Here is a 19,639-nt window from a genome sequence, read left to right as displayed (position 1 = left end):
GCGCGTCGCCGCCGGTGAGGTCGCCTCGCCGAAGCCCCGGCCGCCGCTGTGCCCATTTCGCGCTCCCTCCGCGGCGCCCCTCCGCCCCGACGACGAGCGCGCCCCCATGCTGTCGGCTCGCCTACCCCGCCCACGGCCGCCGGTGCGCGGTTCGTGCGCACGAGCCAGCCCAGGTTTGCGCCCCCTCCAGGGCGGCGCGGTCCGCCGATCCGCCCGTTGCTCCAGGCTCCGCGTCCAGTGCGGGTGCCAACGTCCGGGCCGCTCGCGCACCCCGCGCTGACGCGATCGGCGCACCGCGGCAAACTGAATTTCCCGCTTGATGAGGCTGGCGTAGGGTGCCACAAGCGTCCGCGCGCACGAGTGGCGGAATTGGTATACGCACCGGTTTTAGGTTCCGGCGCCGCGAGGCTTGGGGGTTCGAGTCCCCCCTCGTGCACCATGGCTTAAATCCTGGAGGACTCGACCGCCCAGCGGCGCGATGCGCCCCGTCGTTTCGGGGGGACGGCTCTCCGGGGCGGCTCGGTCCGGGCGTGGTCGCCGGTGCGCGGGCGTGGTCCGCTGGGCGCGCGGGGGCGAGCGCGCGCCGGCGCGCGTCGACGGAGGAGGAGGAGGCCGGCGCCATCCGGGCCGCGGGGGGATCGCCTCGGCGGCGTCGTCGACGGAGCGCGCGGTCCCGGAATTGCGCGACGCCCGCGGCGCGACTACGTTCGCGTTCCTCGGCCGGACCCTTTCCTCCCACCTGACCGCCGCGGAGCCAAGGCACGTAAAGATGTTCACTTGGGCGATGAAGAAGATTTTCGGCACCTCGCACGAGCGTGCCATCCGCCGCATGCGACCGCGGGTCGAGGCGATCGGCAGGATGGAGCCGGAGCTGCAGAAGCTCTCGGACGCCGAGCTTCGGGCGAAGACCGCGGAGTTCAAGGAGAAGCTCTCCAACGGGGCGACGCTGGACGACATCCTGGTCCCGGCGTTCGCGGTCTGCCGCGAGGCCTCGAAGCGCGCGCTCAAGATGCGCCATTACGACGTGCAGCTCATCGGCGGCATGGTGCTGCACAACGGCTGCATCGCCGAGATGCGCACCGGCGAGGGCAAGACCCTGGTCGCGACGCTCCCCTGTTATCTGAACGCCCTCGAGGGTAAGGGCGTCCACGTCGTCACGGTGAACGACTACCTGGCGCGGCGCGACGCCGAGTGGATGGGCAAGCTCTACGGCTTCCTCGGCCTGTCGACCGGCGTGGTCGTCAACCAGCAGGGCGACGCGGAGAAGCGCGAGGCGTACCGCTGCGACATCACGTACGGCCAGAACAACGAGTTCGGCTTCGATTACCTGCGCGACAACATGAAGTTCTCGGCGCTCGAGTACGCGCAGCGCCCGCTGCATTACGCGATCGTCGACGAGGTCGACTCCATCCTCATCGACGAGGCGCGGACTCCGCTCATCATCAGCGGCCAGGGCGAGCGCTCGAGCGACAAGTACCGCACGATCAACGAGGTCATCCCCCAGCTCCGGAACGAGGAGCACTTCGCCGTCGACGAGAAGGGTCACTCGGTGACGCTGACCGACGAGGGCGTGGAGACGGCGGAGCGGCTGCTCGCGGCGCTCAAGGTGCTCAAGGGCACGAACCTCTATGACCCGGTGAACCTCGAGACGCTGCACATCCTGAACCAGTGCCTGCGCGCGCACTCGCTCTACAAGCGCGACGTCAACTACATGGTGCGCGACGGCAAGGTGCTCATCATCGATGAGTTCACCGGCCGCGTCCTCGCGGGCCGGAGGTGGTCGGACGGCCTGCACCAGGCCGTCGAGGCGAAGGAGAACGTCCGGATCCAGGAGGAGAGCCGGACGATGGCGACGATCACGTTCCAGAACCTCTTCCGGCTGTACAAGAAGCTCTCCGGGATGACCGGCACCGCGGACACCGAAGCGGCGGAGTTCCACAGCACGTACAAGCTCGACGTCGTCATCATCCCCACGAACAAGCCGGTGATCCGCGTCGACTACGAGGATCTCGTCTACAAGACCGAGAAGGAGAAATTCACGGCGGTCATCAACGAGATCCTCGAGAAGCACGAGCTCGGCCAGCCGATCCTGGTGGGCACGACGAGCGTCGAGAAGAGCACCGCGATCAGCCGGATCCTGACCAAGCGCGGCGTGAAGCACAACGTGCTGAACGCGAAGCACCACGAGAACGAGGCGTACGTGGTCGCGCAGGCGGGCCGCAAGGGCGCCATCACGGTGTCGACCAACATGGCCGGGCGCGGGACGGACATCATCCTGGGCGGCAACGCGGAGATGCTCGCGAAGCTCAAGTTCAAGGAGCAGAACCGCCAGCCCGAGGCGGAGCCCGAGGCGTTCGAGGCCCTCGTCGAGGAGCTCAAGAAGGAATGCACCGCGGAGGGCAACGAGATCCGCGAGCTCGGCGGGCTGTACATCCTGGGCACCGAGCGGCACGAGTCGCGCCGCATCGACAACCAGCTGCGCGGCCGCGCCGGCCGCCAGGGCGACCCCGGGACGTCGAAGTTCTACCTGTCCCTCGAGGACGACCTCATGCGCATCTTCGCCGGCGATCGGGTGAAGAACCTGATGGAGCGGATGGGCATGCCCGACGACGAGCCCATCGAGCACCCGTGGGTGACGAAGAGCGTCGAGAACGCGCAGAAGAAGGTCGAGGAGCGCAACTTCGACATCCGCAAGAACCTGCTCGAGTACGACGACGTGATGAGCGCGCAGCGCAAGACGATCTACGACATGCGCCAGTCGCTGCTCCTCGGCCGCTACTCCCCCGAGATCCTCGACGAGGAGGGGAAGCCGACGGGCGAGAAGCGGGCGATCAAGCCGCTCGCGTCGATCGTGGAGCTCGTCCGGCCGGACGTCGGCTACCTGCTCGGGATGTTCGCGAACGATCCGGTGATGCCGCTCGACGAGGACGGCAACCGCCGCGAGATCGTGCGGAAGGACTTCGAGAAGACGGATCGGTTCGTCGAGCTCGAGAACCTGCAGCGCGAGCTCTACACGCGCTGGGGCGTGAAGGTCGAGCTCGAGTCGCGCGCCGACAAGGTCCTCGAGATCTACGACGAGTGCGCCGAGCTCGTGCCTCAGGCGCTCACGGAGCAGCGGGAGCGGCTGCTCGATCTGATGGACCGGCTCATCGGCGCGATGGTCGAGGAGTCGTGCCCGGCGCGCAAGCCGCCCGAGGACTGGGACTGGGGCGGCATCTTCCAGGGCTTCCGCGAGCACTTCGGCGTCGAGCTGCCGGACGACGTCGCGCACATCGGCGACCAGGAGGCGCTGGCGCACGAGCTCTACGACCGCGCCGAGAAGGCGTACGAGAAGCGCGAGGAGGAGATCGGGGTCGAGCTGTCGCTGCGCATCTTCCGGCACCTCTACCTGGAGGAGCTCGACAAGGCCTGGGTCGACCACCTGACCGACATGGACCACCTCCGCGACGGCATCGGCCTGCGCGGCTACGGGCAGAAGGACCCGAAGCAGGAGTACAAGAAGGAGGGCTACAACATGTTCGTCAACATGGTGGCCCGCGTCTCCTCGAACGTGGTCACGAAGCTCTTCAGCGTGAACGTCAGGCGCGCCGAGCAGGAAGAGGCGCAGATCGAGGCGGCGGATCGCCAGCGCCACGCGGCGGCGCTGCTCGACGCGGTCGCGCAGCACGACGAGTCGCTTCCGATCGGCGCGAACCCGGCGGCGGCGCTGCCGCAGCCCGCCGTCACGCAGGAGCAGGAGTGCCCCTGCGGCAGCGGCAAGCCGTTCAACAAGTGCCACGGCGCCGAGGACGAGGCGACGGTCTGAGCCGGCGCGCCCTGCCCGCTCGCCCCGCTCGCAAGGCGCCTGCGACGCGCCGGCGAGGGCCCGCGCCGGGCCCTTGCTCCGGCGCCTGATCCCAGCATGGACACCGCCTGAGGGCCGACGCGTCGGCTCCGGGAGGCAGGACCATGAAGGTGTTCATCGACTCAGGGGACATCGCGGAAATCAGGGAGGCGCAGTCGATGGGGGTCATCGACGGCGTGACCACGAACCCGTCGCTCCTCGCCAAGGGCGGCAGGCCGACCAGGCAGGTGATCGCCGAGATCTGCGAGGTGGTCGACGGCCCCGTCTCGGCCGAGGTGGTGGCGGTCGAGCGGGACGCGATCCTCCGAGAGGGCCGCGAGCTCGCCAGGATCCACCCGAACGTGGTGGTCAAGGTCCCGCTCATCGACGAGGGGCTCAAGGCGGTCCGGATCTTCGCCGCCGAGGGCGTCCGGACGAACGTCACCCTCTGCTTCTCGGCTGCCCAGGCGCTGCTCGCGGCCAAGGCCGGGGCCACGTACATCTCGCCGTTCGTCGGCCGGGTCGACGACGCCGCGGGGGACGGGATGGACCTGGTCCTGCAGATCGTGACGATCTACAGGAACTACGGCTTCCCCACGCAGGTGCTCACCGCGAGCGTGCGGCACCCCGTCCACGTCGTGCAGGCCGCCATGATCGGCTCGCACGCCGCCACGATGCCGCTCAAGGTCATCAAGCAGCTGACCAAGCACCCGCTGACCGACGTCGGCCTCGCGCAGTTCTTGGCGGATGCGAAGAAGATCCCGGAGCTGGTATAGCGAACCTCGTGGCCGAGAAGGACAAGGGAAGCCCAGGAACGAAGCGACGCGGGAGCCGCCCGGCGGCCCCCGCGGTCGTGTCCATCACGACGCAGGGCGGGCCCTTCAAGGGGGTGTCGACGGCGGTCGTGCGCCGGCGCGCGAGCAAGATGCTCGCCCACCTCGCCCTGCAGGGCGTGGAGCTCTCCGTGGCCCTGGTGAACGACGAGGCCATCCACGAGCTGAACCGCACGTACCGGCGCAAGGACAAGCCGACCGACGTGCTCGCCTTCCCCATGCTGGAGCAGAACGGCGCCACGTCGCGCAAGCGCGGCCGGCGAGGTCCCGTGGATCCGTCGGCGTGGCACGGCCTGCTCGGCGACGTGATCGTCTCGATCGACACGGCCGTCCGGCAAGCAGCCGAGCGCGGACGTCCTCTGCTCGACGAGATCACGATGCTGCTCGGGCACGGCTTGCTCCACCTGCTCGGTTACGACCACAAAACCGACGCGGAGGAGCGAGAGATGACGGCGTTGACCCAGGAGCTCGAGGCCGCCGCGACATCACGGGGCAGCAGTCCCACTGGAATCCGGCCTCGCAGCGGCGTCGCGAGACCGAATAAGACGGGGGCGCAATGACTTATCCCTTGCGATGCGAAACCTCGCTTGTTAAACGGACGCCCCCTTTCGACTTGGAGGAAACATGCCCGGTTCGAACAAGCTGACCAAGGCGCAGATGATCGTCGGTCTTGCCGAGGCCACCAACCTCGACAAGAAGTCCGTGGCCAGCGTGCTCGATGCGCTCAGCGAGCTGGTGAAGAAGGAGCTCGGTCCGGAGGGGCCGGGCGAGGTCACGGTCCCGGGCCTCGTGAAGATCAAGGCGAAGGAGATCCCGGCGACGCAGGACCGGGAAGGCATCAATCCGTTCACGAAGCAGCCGATGACCATCAAGGGCAAGCCGGCGAGCCGCAAGCTCCGCGCGGCGCCCGTCAAGGCGCTCAAGGACGGCTGAGCGGCGCGTCGGTGGCCGCGGCTTGCGCGGCCGCATCCGGCGACGCGAGCTCCGGAGGTCCAGGGACTGGGCCCGCCCCCGCGGCGGCGCCCCGAGCTTCGGGCGATGCTTTCGCCGTGGAGCGTCGTGCCCTGAACGCGCACGCGACGATCGCGAGGGCGAGCAGCGCCGCCAGCGGGGCGTCGCCCAGGCGGGTGTAGAGTGTCAGCGGAGTATCCCTGACGGCCGGGGTCGCGAAGGTCACCCCCGGCGCAGCGCTCTCGTCCCGGCCGCGCACCACGCCGCGGGCGTCGATCCACGACACGACACCGAGGTTCACGGCGCGCACGAGATCGCGGCGCAGCTCGACGGCGCGCATGACCGCGAGCCGCGCGTGCAGCTCGGGCTCGGCGCTTCCCGTGAACCATGCGTCGTTCGTGATGTTGACGAGGAGGTTCGGGGCGAGCGCTCCGGTGATCCGCCGCCCCACCCCGGTGAGCGTGTCCTCGTAGCAGTTGAGCACCCCGATCCGGAGCGCGGGCCCCTGCTCCCGGGGAAGCGCGAGCGCGCGCGGCTCCGCCCCCGGGACGAGCCCACCGCTCTTCTGGAAGATGCGCCGCAGCCAGGGCAGGTAGGCGCCGCCCGGGACCGTCTCGCCGAACCAGAGCAGCTGCAGCTTGTCCTGGGTCGGCTGCATGCTCCCGTCGGGGAGCACGAGGGTCGCGGAGTTGTAGCTGTTCCGTTCCTCCACGCCGTCGTCGGCCTTCACGGGCGTCGCCTGGGTGATGAGCCCGGCGAGGACCGGACCGCGGACGCCGGGCCCGAGGATCGCTCGGCCGCCGCGCGGCGCCTGCCGGGCGCTGTGCGGGAGGGGGTACGGATACGCCGCCTCGGGCCAGAGCGTGAGCTCGGCGCCGCCGGCCTCGGCCTTCCGGGTGAGCTCTTGCAACGTGCGCAGGATCCGCGGGTGGTTCTTCGTCTGCCAGCGCTCGTGAGGCCCCACGGCCTGGTTGACGAGCGCCACGCGCGCCGTCGGCAGGCCCGCGCTGGCGCGCTCCACCGCGGCCATCCGGAGCGCGCCGTGGGCTGCGAGCCCGCCGAACAGCGCGGCGCTCGCGAGCGCCGGGTAGAGGATCGCGCGGCGCTGTCGACGGCGGGCGGACCGCGGCTCCGGCGCGGGCGCCAGCGGACGCCCGCCGGGCGCCACCCCGACGGCCGCGAGCCCCGCGCGGGCGAGCAGGGCGGCACCGACGGCGAACAGGGCCGACACGCCACGCTCGCCGATGAGGTCGGCGAGCTGCACGAGCGCCGGCCACGGGCTCATGAGGCCCGCCGGCGTCCAGCCGAAGACCGTCGGGAGGACCACGGCGGCGAACACGCCCGTCGCGAAGGCGAGCTCGATCGGGGCGCGCAGGCGCCGGAGGAGCACGCTCGTGATGCCGCCGCAGACCGCCCAGACCAGCGACTGGGCGGCGGCGAGCAGGACGAGCGCGAGATAGGAGGCCGGCGCGCCGAGCGACGTGAAGCGCTGGATCACCTCCGGCACGAAGCGCAGGCCCACGATGCCCGCCGCGGTCCCCCAGGCAGCGCCGCGCCCGAACGCGCGCCAGAACGTCGGGGCGTCGTGCACGGCGGCCGCCAGCAGGGCGAGGCCGGCGATGACGGCGGGATAGAGATCCGTGGGCGGGGCCGTGAGGGCGAACGTCGCACCGCCGATGACGGAGAGGAGCAGCGGGGCGCGGCCGCGGGGCGCGCGTCGGGTCGAGGCCTGGGGCACGATGCGGCGTTATACCGCGTGGGAGCCGCCGGGATGCCGGCGGCCGCCCGAGGAGATCGAAGCCGGCGCGAGCCCCGCACGGTCAGGGCGGACAGGAGGCGAGGCCTTGTCCGATGAGCTGCTGCACGGCGCGATCCGTCCGTCGAGCTCGCTCGCGAGCCCGCAGCAGTCGTCGCTCGCTCTGTCCAGGCTCCGGCCCGTTCGCGACGTTCGCCAGGGAGGGCCTAGAGCGATCGCTCACCAGTAGACGGTGAGCCCACCGCGGAAGAGCCCCCCGCCCGACGTATCGGTCGTGCGTCCGGTGTCGGGATCCCTGAACTCGGGGACGACGCCGTCGTCCGTGCGGCTGCGCACGAACCCGAGCGCATCGATGTTCAGGGCGAGGCGGGGGGAGAGCCGGAACTCGAGGCCGATGCCGCCGTGCACGCCGAAGTAGTCGTACTCGGTGTTCGGAACGAACTCCTCGCCGCTGGCCGCGGCCTCGCCCCAGGGCCGCTCGACCTCGGCGTGCGACATGTTCAGGCCGCCCGTGAAGTAGAACTGCGTGCGGCTGCGCGGGTTGACGAACAGCATCCCGCTCAGCGAGAGCGGCACTTCCGTCCGCTCGTAACCGTTGTAGTCGGTGCCCGCGAGGAGGTCGGCGCCGAGGTCGAGCGCGAACGCGGGGACGGGCCGGTAACGCAGGCTGATCCCGACGCCGCCCATGCCGGCCTCCTCCGCGCCGCCGTGCTCGCGGCCCATCATGAGGCCCTGGAGGCGGAAGTTGACGCCCCACTGGCGGCGCCAGCGCAGTTTCGGCGGCGGCGGCGGAGCGGGCGGGGTCATGCGGCGCACGACCACGCGCGGCGGGGGAGCGGACCCGGGCGTCACGACGATGACCTGCGGCGGCGGGCCGGAAGGCGAGGTCTGGTAGACGACGACCGGGGGCGGGGCCGGACGGGTCGCGCGCCTGCCCCGCGGCGGGGGTGGGGCCGGCGGTGGGGGGGGCAGCGCCTCGGCCGGGGGGGGCTCGGCAGCGGCGGCGGGCGGCGGCTCAGCGGGATCGCTGGGCGGCTCCACTTCCTCACAGAACCACGCGCCGGGAGGACAGTTGTTGTTCTCCTGCGCGAGCGCGCTCATCGGCGCGGTCATCGCCACGGCAACAAGGGCATGGGTCAAGCAACGGCGCATCGGGCGACTCCTCTTCGGTGCAGGGAAGTTAGCAACCGGGATGCCATCGACCATCTCGCGGGATTGGCGTCACCATGGCCATGAAGCACGCCGGCGTGCATCGGCCGCCACGGCGCGCTGTGGCGGAAGGTTCACACGCGCGCCGTCCCGCAGGGTACTAGCTCCCACGGCAAACGTCACGGCGCGGCCGCCCCGCCGGCAGCCCCGCCACCATCGAGAGCAATCGGGTTCATCATGCCTACGGTTACGTTGAAGCAGGGTCATGTTCGGCCGGTGTGGTCGGGGCATCCCTGGGTGTTCGCTCAGGCGATCGCGCGCATCGAGGGCGGCGCCGTGGCCGGCGATGAGGTCGTGGTCACCGACCCGTACGGCAGCGTGCTCGGCCGCGGGCTCTACACCCCCCGCTCGGCCATCCCGGTGCGCATGTACACGCGCGAGGACAGGCCGATCGACGCGGCCCTGTTCCGGCACCGGATCGAGCGCGCCATCGCGCACCGCCGCGAGCTCGGCCTGCCCGCCCGGGCGCCCGGCCACGAGACCGACGCCTTCCGGCTGATCCACGCGGAGGGCGACGGGCTGCCCGGGCTCATCGTCGACCTGTTCGGCGACACGGCGGTCGTGCAGCTCGGGACGATCGGGATCAAGCGCCGCGAGGGCGTGATCTTCGACGCCCTCCAGGCCGCGCTCTCGCCGCGCGCGATCGTGGACAGGACGCCGGAGTCGCTCGCGAAGCTCGAGGGGTTCACCGCCGACGCCGGCGTGGTGCGCGGCGACTTCGGGCTCGATCAGCTGCGGTTCGTCGAGCGAGGGCTGCGGTACACGATCCCGCTCGCGCTCGGCCACAAGACCGGGTTCTACCTGGACCAGCGGACGCTGCGGACCCGCGTGGAGCAGCTCGCCCACAACCGGCGCGTGCTCGACGCGTTCTGCTTCGTCGGCACCTTCGCCATGGCGGCGGCCCGCGGCGGGGCGAGCGAGGTCCTCGCGATCGACGAGAGCGCGACGGCGCTCGAGGTCGGGGCGGAGTGCGCGCGGGAGAACGGGCTGCTCGACCGGATCAAGTTCACGCGCGACGACGCCCGCAAGGCGCTGCAGAACGCGTCGAGGCAGGGGGGCTTCGACCTCGTCATCTGCGACCCGCCGAAGCTCGCGGGCACGCGCGCCTCCAAGGACGCCGCGCTCACCGCCTACCGGCGCCTCGCGTCCGGGGCGTGCCGCGCCACGCGGCCGGGCGGCATCCTCGTGCTCTGCTCCTGCTCCAGCGCCGTGAGCCTCGACGACCTGACCCGGGTGCTCGCCCTCGGCGCGCGCGACGCCCGCATGCAGGCGGCGGTGTTCGACCGGCACTTCCAGGGGGGCGACCACCCCGTCCCCGCGGCCTTCCCCGAAGGGCTCTACCTGAAGAGCCTCATCGCGCGCGTCGACGCGCTCTGACGATCGACCGATGGACCCGCTCTCCCTCTTGACCCCCGACGCCGCGCGCGGCCTCGCCGGGGTGATCTTCGACCTCGACGACACCGTGCTGGATCACGGCGCCCTGACCGAATCCGCCTACGGAGCGCTCTTCCGTCTGCGCGAGACGGGCCTCGCGTTGATCGCCTGCACCGGCAGGCCCGCCGGATGGGGCGAGGTGATCCAGCGGCAATGGCCGATCGACGCGACGATCGTCGAGAACGGCGCCGTCGCGCTGGTCCGCGAGCGGGCCGGCCCCGGAGAAGCGCTCGCCCCGACCGCCGGCGCGAGCCGCGTCGTCACGCTCGACGCGCTGGACCGCGGCACGCGGCGGGCCCGTCGGGCCGAGCTCGTCGCGCTCGCCGATGACATGGTGCGTCGTTTTCCCGCGGCGGCGCTCGCAGACGACAACGACCAGAGGGTGACCGATGTCACCATCGACATCGGCGAGCACCGGCGCGTCCCGCCGGAGGACGTGCAGAGGATGCGCGCCGAGCTGCGCGAGCGGGGGGTGAGGACGCTCGTCTCGAGCGTCCACCTCCACCTCACCCGCGACCCGTCCGACAAGGCGACGGGCGCCGTGCGCCTGCTCTCGAGCCGGTTCGGCGAGGATCCGACCCGCGCGCGGCACCGCTACGCCTTCGTGGGCGACAGCGGCAACGACGGCGTCGCCTTCGCTGCATTTGCGTTGACCTTCGGCGTAGCCAACGTGCGCGCCCACCTCGGCAAGCTGTCGGTGCCGCCGCGGTTCGTGGCCTCCCAGCCCATGGGCCGCGGGTTCGCGGAGATAGCCGGCCGGATCGCCGAACTGCGGAAGAATGCACCTGAACCGTGATCTGCCCGCGCGCAAGGGCCTCGCGTGCGATCCGCCCCACACCTAGAGCAGGTAGCCTAGCCGCGACGCAACCCAAAGGAATAGGATCGAGCTTTCGGGAGGGGCGTGCCTCCCAACCCTTTACAGGGGCGCGTGTTCTCGGGGACCATGACCTTGGTCCCTCGCCCGCCAGCGGCAGCAGATGGCGTTTCGACCCCCGACCCCCGGCCTCCTCGTCGACAACAAGTACCGCCTCGCGGAGCGCATCGGCGGGGGCGGCATGGGCGACGTGTTCCGGGCGGAGCACGTGCTCGCAGGTCGCGCCGTTGCGATCAAATTCCTCCACCCCGAGCTGGCGGACAACTCGGAGCTCTCCCACCGGTTCTTCCAGGAAGCGCAGGCGGTCAACCGGATCCGCCACCCGAACATCGTCGACGTGATCGACGCGGGCGTCGGCGAGCTCGGTCCGTACATCGTGATGGAGCACCTCGACGGCGAGTCGCTGGGCATGGCGCTCGCGCGCTTCGGCCGCCTCGACATGGAGGCCGCCGTCGGGGTCGCGATCCCGGTGCTGGAGGCGCTCGACGCCGCGCACCGCGCGGGGATCATCCACCGCGATCTCAAGCCCGAGAACATCTTCATCGCCTTCGATCCGAGCCGCGGATCGGCCGTCGTCCGGCTGCTCGATTTCGGCATCGCCAAGGTGCTCGACTCCGACGGCCCCTCGCCGCGGACGCGCACGGGCGTCGTCTTCGGGACGCCGGACTACCTGTCGCCGGAGCAGGCCACGGGGGAGTCGCCGCTCGACGGGCGCAGCGATCTCTTCTCGGTGGGCGTCCTGCTGTACGAGGTGCTCACGGGCACGCGGCCGTTCCGCGCGCCGACCGCCGTGGCGACGGCGTTCCGCGTCGTGCACGCGGAGGTGCCGACGCTCGCCTCGGCGGGCGTGACCGTCGACCCGCGGCTCGAGGCGATCGTGCAGCGGCTCTTGCAGAAGGATCCCGCGAAGCGCTTCCAGACGGCCGGCGACGTCGTCCGCGAGCTCGAGCGCGTCGCGCCCGAGCCGCCGCGGCGGACGGCGGCGCTCGGCCGGCTCATCAACGTGCAGCGGCGGATGGCCCTGAGCCTCGGGAACGCGCCGGAGAACGAGCGCGATCGGCTCTCGTCCTCGCGCGACCGCTCGCGCGCGGGCACGTCGTTCGACGTGAGCCCCGCGCCGCCGATGCGCATCTCGCCGCCGCTCGTGTCGGGCAGCCGCGTCACCGAGCCGCCGCCCGTCATGCGGCCGTCGTCCGAGCCGGCGAAGCCCGCGCCCGGCGTGACGCTCTCGAACGCGCTGCGGAGCCGCGGCTCGGAGCCCACCCTGCTCTCGCAGCGCGGCGAGTCGCTCCCCACGGTGCGCAGCGCCGACCTCGGCCTCCGGGCCGAGCCGACCGTGCGCAGCGCCGACTTCGGCGCCCTCCTCAACCGGCAGCGCGACACGCGGCGGCCCAACGTCACCCCGGTCCGGCCGCTGCCGGCGCGCTTCGCGGGGCAGTACCATGTGCGCGGCCCCGTCCTGCGGAGCGTCGACCGCACCATCGTCGACGAGTACGGCAGGAGCGCGCGCGACGAGGTCGTCGCGCAGATGCCGCTCCGCTACGCCGACGACTTCAAGCACGACTCGATCAACGCGCTCGTCGGGTACGATCTCGAGGCGCTCGACGCTTACATGGAGCTCGCGACGTCGCTGGTCCTGCGCGATCTCGAGCGCTGGCGCGACATCGGGAGGCTCGGCGTTGGCGGCGAGCTGCACAGCCTCGTGCGCACGCTCTTCGCCCGCCCGCTGACCGACATCGCGTCGCTCATGCGCCGCGGGACCTCGATCTGGTCGCGGCTCTTCACGTTCGGCTCGTGGCGCGTGGCCACCGGGCCGACCGGGCGGGTGACGCTCCACATCGGCGACTTCGACCCCGCCTCGCTGCCGCTCCGGCTGTGGGTCGTGGGGATGGTCGAGGAGACGGCGCGGCGCGCGTCCGGCGGGGGCGTGAAGGTCACGATCACGCTCGGCGAGCTCGGCTTCACCTCCGAGCTCGCCTGCGAGATCAGCCTCTAGCTCCGTCCGCCAGAGGTCCGGCCTACGATGGCCGGACCTCTGCGCGCTCGCAGCTGCGCTGGCGGGGTCTTCAGGAAGGCTTGCGCGCGCGGTAGCACGCCTGACAGAACACGTCGCGGCCCTCGACCGGCTTGAACGGGACCTCGCCCTCGGAGCCGCACGACTTGCAGGTGATCGAGAACGTCGGACGGTTGCGCGGCGCGCGCGGCGGCTGCGCCGCGGCGCGGCCCTGCGCAGGAGCACGGCGCTCGCCGGCGAACGACGGCGCGCGGTAGTTGCCGTCGTCGCGGGCGGGCGCGCCGCCGCGCGGACGGCGCGGGTACTGGCTCGGCACCGTCCACGCGGGCGCGAGCCCCGAGTACGCGTCCTGCATCGGGCTGCGGTACTCGTTCACGTCACCCGTGTACTGGGGCTTCCGAGGCCGACCGTCGCCGCGCGCCGCGCCGCGGTACCCGCCGCCGGCGCTCCGGGCCGGCCCAGGGCGCTGGTGCTGCGCCGCGCGGGCGGTCGACGCGCTCTCGTGCTCCCCTCGGTTGTCCTTGCGCGCGCGGCGGCAGGTCCGGCACCGCTTCGGCGGGGCCGCGAGCCTCCGTTCGGCGTAGACGGCGGCTTCCGCAGCCGAGAATAGGAACGACGTGCCGCAGCTCGCGCAGACAATGTGCTCGTCTCGATGCTGTTCCATGATTCCTCTTTCGTCAGGCCGACGGGCCTCGCAGGCTCACGGGCTCGGGTGCTCGGGTGACTGGGGTAAACGAGAGCGCCCGGGAGCGACCCCGCTGCGCCGGAGATGCGCAATTTACGCGGGGATCTCGATGAACTGGGTGGGATCGCCCTCTTGAGGGGGCACGGGAGTGCCTACGGTGACATGCTTGTCATGGCGGTCAAGCGTGCCGCCTCCACGCGTCGCCGGGATCGATCGCGCGGCGTGGAGGCTTTGATTTCGTAGCTCCTCACGATACCATCCGCGCGACTTTCACGAGGAGCGCAGCTCCTCCCGTGACCGACCGCGGGCTGCGCCCGCCCACGCCGCGCCCCGCACCCAGTCGAAGCAATGAGCCATCCCTCCCTGCACCTCACCGCTCGTGACTTCGACGCGTACGCCGCCGAAAAGGCGACCTCGAAGGCTTATTCGCGCCCCCGCCTCGAGGTGAAGCAGCGCGCGCTCGCCTGGGCGCGCGGCGTCGTCGCCCGGCTGAGCGAGCTCGGCATCTCGGTCGACGTCCATGGCTCGGACGAGCACCCGTCGATCCGCAACAAGCACCGGGCCGACTGCCAGTGGGTCTTCTTCTGGCGCGACCAGGCCGCGCGCGACGAGCTGGATCGCCTGCTCGACCGCGGCCGCTCGATCTCCGATGCGATCGACGATCCGAGCCCCTACACGCGGCACGCGTTCCTCGCGCTGCGCATCTCGGAGGGCGAGGTGCAGGTGTGCTTCGCCGTCCACCCGGACGCGAAGGTCGACGTCGACAACCTCCGGGCCCGCCTCTCGGCGAGCGAGGAGGCGACCGGCGAGCCGGCCTCGCCGCTCGCCGCCGAGCTCACGAGCGCGCTCCACGCGCTCCCGGAGCAGTTCTCCTTCGGCGCCGGCGGTGGCGATCGCGTGGCCTGCAGCGCGGCCACGCCCGACGCGATCGCGGAGATGCTCCGCCGCGCCGCCGACGGTCAGGTGCCGCTCTGGATCGGCTGGTCGGTCCCGCGCGAGACCGCGGTCGAGCACGCCGACATCCTCGACGAGCAGCTCGAGGACGCGCTCGTCGCGCTGGCCCCCATCTACCGGCTCGTCGCGTGGTCGCGCGAGAACGATCGCATCGCGCTCGACCGCAAGCTCGAGGGCATCGAGCAGGAGCGGGCGCGCGCCCACGCCGAGCTCGAGGCCGAGAACGAGCGGTGGCGCTCCGAGCAGGCCCGGGCGCGCGAGCGATCGATGGAGCAGGCCCGGGCCCGCGGCGACGAGCGCGTCGAGGCCGCCCTCCCCGCCCGCCGGCCGACCCTCGCGACGCTGTTCAAGTCGACGAGCGGCGCCGGCGCCGCCCGCGGAGGAGAGCCGCGGCCCGCGCCGAGGCACGGCGCAGAGGGCGGCGCCCCGACCCGGCGAGCGCCGCACGGCGAGGCGGAGCCGCAGGCGAGGGCCGAAGCCCCGCAGAGGCCGCCGGCCGAGCCCGCGCCGCGGGCGCAGCGCGCCCCGTCCGGCGAGCCGGACGCCGCGGCGAAGGCCGCGCCCGAGCCCGCGAAGGGCGGCGCGATCGAGAAGGGGAGCCGCGTCCGCGTGCGGCGAGGGCCGTTCGGCGACAAGATCGGCGTGGTGAGCGAGCTCGATGGCCGCGGAGGGGCGCGCGTCCTGCTCGGCCTGCTCGCGACCAGGCTCGAGCTCGACGATCTCGAGCTCGTGGTCGAAGGGCGGGATCGGCCCGCGCTCTCGACTTCGCACCGCAAGCCGCTCGCGCCGACGCCGCGCAAGGCGCGCTGAGCGTCGCCGCGCGGCACTCCCCCGCAATGGTCAAGCGCGATCCTTCAACCTACCCCGTGGGCCTCGGCGCCCAGTTCCGCAGCAAGCTCCCGCTCTACCTGGCCGGCTCGGCGCTGCTCGCGACGCAGCAGCTGCTCATGGCCAAGCGCGACTTCCTCGTCAAGGACGCCGTCGACGCCGCCGTGCAGCTCCAGTCGGGCGAGGCCTCGCGGGCGGCGCTCGTCATGCTCGCGGTGAGCGTGGGCGCCGCGATCATGCGCGTGTTCTCGCGCGTCACCATCTTCACGGCGGGCCGCAACGTCGAGTACGAGCTCCGGGCGGTCCTTCTCGCGCGCCTGCACAAGCTCGGGCCGGCCTTCTTCCGCAAGATGCCGACCGGCGACATCATGAGCCGGGCGACGAACGACCTGACGCAGGTCCGCCTCCTCCTCGGCTTCGGCCTGCTGAACGTCGTCGGCTCGCTCTTCGCGTTCGCGAGCGCCCTGTACGTGATGCTCAACATCTCGAAGCGGCTCACGCTCGCGGCGCTCCTGACGATGCCGGCGCTGATGCTCGTCACCCGGTCGTTCTCGACCAAGCTCTTCCTCCGCACCCGCGACAACCAGGAGGCGATCGGCGCCATGAGCGACCGCGTCCTCGCGAGCCTCGCGGGCGTCCGGGTCGTCCGTTCGTTCGCGCTCGAGGCGTCGGAGATGGCCGCGTTCTCGAGCACGAACCAGGCGTACCTCGAGAAGAGCCTCTCGCTCGCCAAGCTGCGCGGCTCCATGGGGCCGCTCATGGGGGCGATCAGCTCGGTCGGCGTGCTCATCGTCTTCTGGTACGGCGGGCAGCTCGTGCTGGAGCAGCAGATGACGAGGGGAGACTTCGTCTCCTTCTGGCTCGCGCTGCTGCGGCTCACGTGGCCGGTGCTCGCCCTCGGCTTCGTCGCCGCCATCGTCCAGCGCGGCCGCGCCGGCTACGTGCGGCTCAAGGCCATCTTCGACGCCATCCCCGAGGTCGTGAGCGGCCCGGTGCCCGCCCCCGAGGTCGTCCGCGGCGCCATCTCCGTCAAGGAGCTGAGCTTCTCCCACGGCGCGAGGAAGGTGGTCGACGGGGTGAGCTTCGACGTCGAGGCGGGCGGCTCGCTCGCGATCGTGGGGCGCACGGGCTCGGGCAAGAGCACCATCGCCACGCTGCTCGCCCGGCTCATGCCCACGCCGCGCGGCGCGGTGTTCCTGGACGGCGTCGACATCTGCGACCTGCCGTTGGAGACCGTGCGCGCGAGCATCGGCTATGCGCAGCAGGACGCGTTCCTCTTCTCGACCACGGTGGCGCGCAACATCGGCTACTCGCTGGACGATCCGGACTCGCCCGCCGCGCTCGAGACCATCCGCGCCGCCGCGGCCGAGGCCGAGGTGCTGAACGAGGTCCTCTCGCTGCCGGACGGCTTCGACACGGTGGTCGGCGAGCGGGGCGTGCAGCTGTCCGGCGGGCAGCGCCAGCGCGTCGCGCTCGCGCGCGCGCTCGTGCGCGAGCCGAGCGTCCTCGTCCTCGACGATCCGCTCTCCGCCGTCGACGCGAAGACCGAGCAGGCGATCCTCGCGGCGATCGAGCGGCAGGCCGCGCGGCGGACCGTCATCCTGATCACGCACCGGGTGGCGGCCGCGCGGCGGTGCGACGCGATCATCGTGCTGGAGCAGGGCCGGATCATCGAGCGCGGCACGCACGACGAGCTCGTCCGCGCGGGCGGGCTGTACGCGTCGTTCGCCGAGGAGCAGCAGCTCGAAGAGGATCTCGCGACGCTCGAGGCGACGCCGTCCTCGCGGCCGGTGGAGCTCTCGTGACGCAGCCGAGCTCAGGAGAAAGCGCGACGATGCAGGCGAAACCGAGCGGCGCCACGGCCGCTGGAGAGGCGGGCGCGAGCCCGCGGCGGCCGGCGCCGCCCTCGGCGAGCAGGGGCCGCGCGGCGAAGAAGGCGAGCCGCACCGAGGACGTGCTGAGCCGCTTCCACGAGGAGGCGCAGCTCGGCGAGGCGTACGACGCGCGCATGCTGCTGCGGCTGTGGCCGTTCGTGCGCCCGCAGGGCAAGCAGCTCGCGATCTCGCTCTCGCTGCTCGTCGTCACCGCCCTCCTGGCGCTCTTGCGCCCGCTCATCATGCGCGACGCGCTCGACGCCTTCGACGCGCCCGGCGGGCTCGATCGCCTCACGCGCAACGGCTTCTTGCTCACGGGCGTCATGCTCGCGGAGCAGTCGCTCGCGTTCCCGCAGCTCTACCTGATGCAGCTCGCCGGCGCGCGCGCCATGGCCGACCTGCGCATGCGCGTCTTCGGGTTCTTGCACACCCGGCGCCTCGGGTTCTTCGATCGCACGCCGGTCGGCCGGCTCGTCACGCGGGTGACGAACGACGTGGACGCCATCGGCGAGATGTTCGCGTCGGGCGCGCTCAACGCGTTCGGCGACCTGCTCCGCCTCGCCGTCATCGTCGTCGTGATGGTGTCGCTCGACTGGCGCATGTCGCTGCTCGCCTTCGCGGCGGTGCCGCCGGTCGCGCTCGGCGTCAACTGGACGCGGCGCCGGATCCGCGACGCCTTCCGGGAGGTGCGGGCGAAGACGGCCCGGATGAACGCGTACCTCAACGAGCAGGTCTCCGGCATGGCCGTCGTGCAGGCCTACGCCAGGGAGGAGCGCTCGGCCGAGGAGTTCGACGAGATCAACGCCGCCTACCGCAACGCGAACAACCGCTCCATCGTGCTCGACGCGACGCTCGACGCCGCCATCGAGATGGTCTCGAGCGTCTGCATCGCCGCGGTGCTCTGGTACTCGGGCGTGAAGAGCTTCAAGGAGGAGATCTCGTTCGGGACGCTGTTCGCCTTCGTCGCCTACATCGACATGTTCTTCGTCCCGATCCGCGATCTCTCGGCCCGGTACACGCTGCTGCAGTCCGCGATGGCCGGCGCGGAGCGCATCTTCGAGCTGCTCGACAACAAGGACGAGGACGCGACGGCCACGGCGAGCTGTACCGGCGCGGCGACGGCCGCGGACGAGAGCGTCGCGTTCGAGCTCGACGACGTCGTGTTCGGCTACAAGCCGGGCGCGCCCGTGCTGCGGCAGGTCTCGATCGCGGCGAGGAGCGGCGAGAAGGTCGCGCTGGTCGGCGCGACCGGCGCCGGCAAGAGCACCGTGGCGTCGCTGCTGCTCCGCCTCTACGACGTGGAGGAGGGCACCGTGCGGGTCTTCGGCCGCGACGTCCGCGCGTACGCGCGCGACGAGCTGCGCCGCAAGTTCGCCGTCGTCCCGCAGGACGTGTTCCTGTTCCCCGGCACGGTGCTCACGAACATCGCGGCCGGCGACGCGATCCCGGATCGCGCGAAGGTGGTGAACGCGCTGAACCGCATCGGCGCGCTCGATCTCTTCGAGCGCCGCGAGGGCGGCCTCGACGCCCCGGTCCTCGAGCGCGGCAGCAATTTCAGCGCCGGCGAGCGCCAGCTGATCGCCTTCGCCCGCGCCCTCTACCGCGACCCGCCGCTGCTCATCCTGGACGAGGCCACGGCCAACGTCGACAGCGACACCGAGGCGCGCCTGCAGCGCGCGCTCGAGGGCGCCATGGAGGGGCGCACCGCGCTGATCATCGCGCACCGCCTCTCGACGATCCGCGCCGTCGATCGCATCGTCGTCTTCCACAAGGGCTGCGTCGTCGAGCAGGGCACGCACGAGGCTCTGCTCGCCGCCGGCGGCGTCTACAGCAAGCTGTACCGGCTCCAGTTCGCCCGGCAGGCGGCGGCGCACGCCTAGGGGTCAGCGGGCGTCGGGTCGTCGTCGCCGTAGCACTTGCCGGCGCTCGCCGCGCCCTCGCCGGCGCTCGCCGCGCCCTCGTCGGCGCCGTCCGCGCCGCCGACGACCACGCGCAGCCAGTACTCGGAGCAGCTGTCGTTCATCACGATCAGGTGCTCGTCGTCCGCGCACGTCACCTCGGCCTGGTTGCCCGCCGCGTGCGCCAGCGTGCCGCCGCGCCTCGTGCCGTCGCTCTCGAACGACAGGTACACCTGCCACCATCGCGGCCGCGCGCCGAGGCCGTGCTTGAGCGCGTACCGCATGCCCCCCGGGAAATAGAGGAGCTCGCCGTCCGGCGCCGACGTCTCGTAGATGCCCCCCGCCGGCGTGGCCTCGGTGAACTCGACGGGCGGGTTCGCGCTCTCGGACCGGTCGCACCGGCTCGGCGCGCAGCCCGCAACGAGGGCGGCCGCCGCGCCCACCGCGCAGGCGGCGGCCCACCCCGAGCGTCGCGCAGCACCCCCGCCCGCTCCCTGGCTCCGCAT

The 19,639-nt window shown here is 72.0% G+C and carries 14 protein-coding genes and 1 tRNA gene; 11 read left to right on the top strand and 4 right to left on the bottom strand.

Annotated elements, in window-relative coordinates; translation table 11 throughout:
* Positions 1-354: 354 nt before the first annotated feature.
* The 5 genes from WMF20_RS00155 to WMF20_RS00135 all read left to right on the top strand — a co-directional run bounded on the left by WMF20_RS00155 (position 355) and on the right by WMF20_RS00135 (position 5,589).
* A tRNA-Leu gene (locus WMF20_RS00155) sits at positions 355-439 on the top strand.
* Positions 440-769: 330 nt separating this feature from the next.
* Entirely contained in the window at positions 770-3,805 is a 3,036-nt protein-coding gene (gene secA, locus WMF20_RS00150; RefSeq protein ID WP_437609567.1) for a preprotein translocase subunit SecA, read from the top strand.
* A gap of 143 nt (positions 3,806-3,948) precedes the next feature.
* On the top strand, positions 3,949-4,599 hold the full coding sequence (gene fsa / locus WMF20_RS00145; RefSeq protein ID WP_437609565.1) for a fructose-6-phosphate aldolase: 651 nt from the start codon (positions 3,949-3,951) through the stop codon (positions 4,597-4,599).
* Positions 4,600-4,676: 77 nt separating this feature from the next.
* Positions 4,677-5,216: an rRNA maturation RNase YbeY gene (ybeY, locus tag WMF20_RS00140; RefSeq protein ID WP_437609563.1), complete on the top strand. Its 540-nt coding sequence runs from the start codon at positions 4,677-4,679 to the stop codon at positions 5,214-5,216.
* A gap of 64 nt (positions 5,217-5,280) precedes the next feature.
* On the top strand, positions 5,281-5,589 hold the full coding sequence (locus WMF20_RS00135; RefSeq protein ID WP_020464737.1) for an HU family DNA-binding protein: 309 nt from the start codon (positions 5,281-5,283) through the stop codon (positions 5,587-5,589).
* Here WMF20_RS00135 and lnt read toward each other — a convergent pair.
* Together lnt and WMF20_RS00125 are read right to left on the bottom strand one after the other, a co-directional pair.
* Positions 5,576-7,345: an apolipoprotein N-acyltransferase gene (gene lnt, locus WMF20_RS00130; RefSeq protein ID WP_437609561.1), complete on the bottom strand. Its 1,770-nt coding sequence runs from the start codon at positions 7,343-7,345 to the stop codon at positions 5,576-5,578. The genes WMF20_RS00135 and lnt overlap by 14 nt on opposite strands.
* 237 nt (positions 7,346-7,582) lie before the next feature.
* A complete protein-coding gene (locus tag WMF20_RS00125) occupies positions 7,583-8,515 on the bottom strand; it encodes a hypothetical protein (protein WP_437609559.1) in 933 nt (310 codons plus the stop codon).
* A 234-nt stretch (positions 8,516-8,749) separates the two neighbouring features.
* Here WMF20_RS00125 and WMF20_RS00120 point away from each other — a divergent pair, with 234 nt between their 5' ends.
* The 3 genes from WMF20_RS00120 (at position 8,750) to WMF20_RS00110 (ending at position 12,876) form a co-directional block, all read left to right on the top strand.
* Entirely contained in the window at positions 8,750-9,949 is a 1,200-nt protein-coding gene (locus WMF20_RS00120) for a class I SAM-dependent rRNA methyltransferase (protein ID WP_165373718.1), read from the top strand.
* A 10-nt stretch (positions 9,950-9,959) separates the two neighbouring features.
* Entirely contained in the window at positions 9,960-10,802 is an 843-nt protein-coding gene (locus WMF20_RS00115) for an HAD hydrolase family protein (protein WP_437609557.1), read from the top strand.
* Between the two features lie 181 nt (positions 10,803-10,983).
* Entirely contained in the window at positions 10,984-12,876 is a 1,893-nt protein-coding gene (locus WMF20_RS00110; protein WP_437609555.1) for a serine/threonine-protein kinase, read from the top strand.
* A gap of 70 nt (positions 12,877-12,946) precedes the next feature.
* Here the strand turns inward: WMF20_RS00110 and WMF20_RS00105 are convergent, their stop codons facing one another.
* Positions 12,947-13,558 (bottom strand): zinc-ribbon domain containing protein, encoded by a 612-nt coding sequence (locus WMF20_RS00105; RefSeq protein ID WP_437609553.1) that lies wholly within the window; start codon positions 13,556-13,558, stop codon positions 12,947-12,949.
* Between the two features lie 369 nt (positions 13,559-13,927).
* Here WMF20_RS00105 and WMF20_RS00100 point away from each other — a divergent pair, with 369 nt between their 5' ends.
* Genes WMF20_RS00100 through WMF20_RS00090 form a run of 3 tightly spaced genes read left to right on the top strand, consistent with a single transcriptional unit; the run spans position 13,928 to position 19,115 of the window.
* Positions 13,928-15,343 carry a hypothetical protein gene (locus WMF20_RS00100; protein WP_437609552.1) on the top strand — a complete coding sequence of 472 codons (1,416 nt, stop codon included), beginning with the start codon at positions 13,928-13,930 and terminating at the stop codon, positions 15,341-15,343.
* Between the two features lie 26 nt (positions 15,344-15,369).
* Positions 15,370-17,166, top strand: coding sequence for an ABC transporter ATP-binding protein (locus WMF20_RS00095; protein WP_437609550.1), 1,797 nt, complete (start codon positions 15,370-15,372; stop codon positions 17,164-17,166).
* A gap of 29 nt (positions 17,167-17,195) precedes the next feature.
* Complete coding sequence (locus tag WMF20_RS00090; protein WP_437609548.1) at positions 17,196-19,115, top strand: ABC transporter ATP-binding protein; 1,920 nt, start codon at positions 17,196-17,198, stop codon at positions 19,113-19,115.
* On the opposite strand, the gene WMF20_RS00085 is transcribed toward WMF20_RS00090, so the two are convergent.
* On the bottom strand, positions 19,112-19,639 hold the full coding sequence (locus WMF20_RS00085; protein ID WP_437609546.1) for a hypothetical protein: 528 nt from the start codon (positions 19,637-19,639) through the stop codon (positions 19,112-19,114). The genes WMF20_RS00090 and WMF20_RS00085 overlap by 4 nt on opposite strands.

Source organism: Sorangium sp. So ce834, assembly GCF_051521425.1.
Taxonomy (GTDB): Bacteria; Myxococcota_A; Polyangia; order Polyangiales; family Polyangiaceae; genus Sorangium; species Sorangium cellulosum_D.
The sequence above is the reverse complement of the archived record's forward strand: the minus strand, read 5'-3'. Positions and strand labels throughout refer to the sequence as shown.

Excerpts from the sequence above, each read along its gene's own strand:
- WMF20_RS00110 (WP_437609555.1), top strand. The coding sequence starts at position 10,984 with ATGGCGTTTCGACCCCCGACCCCCGGCCTCCTCGTCGACAACAAGTAC.
- WMF20_RS00125 (WP_437609559.1), bottom strand. The coding sequence starts at position 8,515 with ATGCGCCGTTGCTTGACCCATGCCCTTGTTGCCGTGGCGATGACCGCG.
- WMF20_RS00100 (WP_437609552.1), top strand. The coding sequence starts at position 13,928 with ATGAGCCATCCCTCCCTGCACCTCACCGCTCGTGACTTCGACGCGTAC.
- WMF20_RS00095 (WP_437609550.1), top strand. The coding sequence starts at position 15,370 with ATGGTCAAGCGCGATCCTTCAACCTACCCCGTGGGCCTCGGCGCCCAG.
- WMF20_RS00085 (WP_437609546.1), bottom strand. The coding sequence starts at position 19,639 with ATGCGGAGCCAGGGAGCGGGCGGGGGTGCTGCGCGACGCTCGGGGTGG.
- WMF20_RS00135 (WP_020464737.1), top strand. The coding sequence starts at position 5,281 with ATGCCCGGTTCGAACAAGCTGACCAAGGCGCAGATGATCGTCGGTCTT.
- WMF20_RS00120 (WP_165373718.1), top strand. The coding sequence starts at position 8,750 with ATGCCTACGGTTACGTTGAAGCAGGGTCATGTTCGGCCGGTGTGGTCG.
- secA (WP_437609567.1), top strand. The coding sequence starts at position 770 with ATGTTCACTTGGGCGATGAAGAAGATTTTCGGCACCTCGCACGAGCGT.
- WMF20_RS00115 (WP_437609557.1), top strand. The coding sequence starts at position 9,960 with ATGGACCCGCTCTCCCTCTTGACCCCCGACGCCGCGCGCGGCCTCGCC.
- WMF20_RS00105 (WP_437609553.1), bottom strand. The coding sequence starts at position 13,558 with ATGGAACAGCATCGAGACGAGCACATTGTCTGCGCGAGCTGCGGCACG.
- fsa (WP_437609565.1), top strand. The coding sequence starts at position 3,949 with ATGAAGGTGTTCATCGACTCAGGGGACATCGCGGAAATCAGGGAGGCG.
- WMF20_RS00090 (WP_437609548.1), top strand. The coding sequence starts at position 17,196 with ATGCAGGCGAAACCGAGCGGCGCCACGGCCGCTGGAGAGGCGGGCGCG.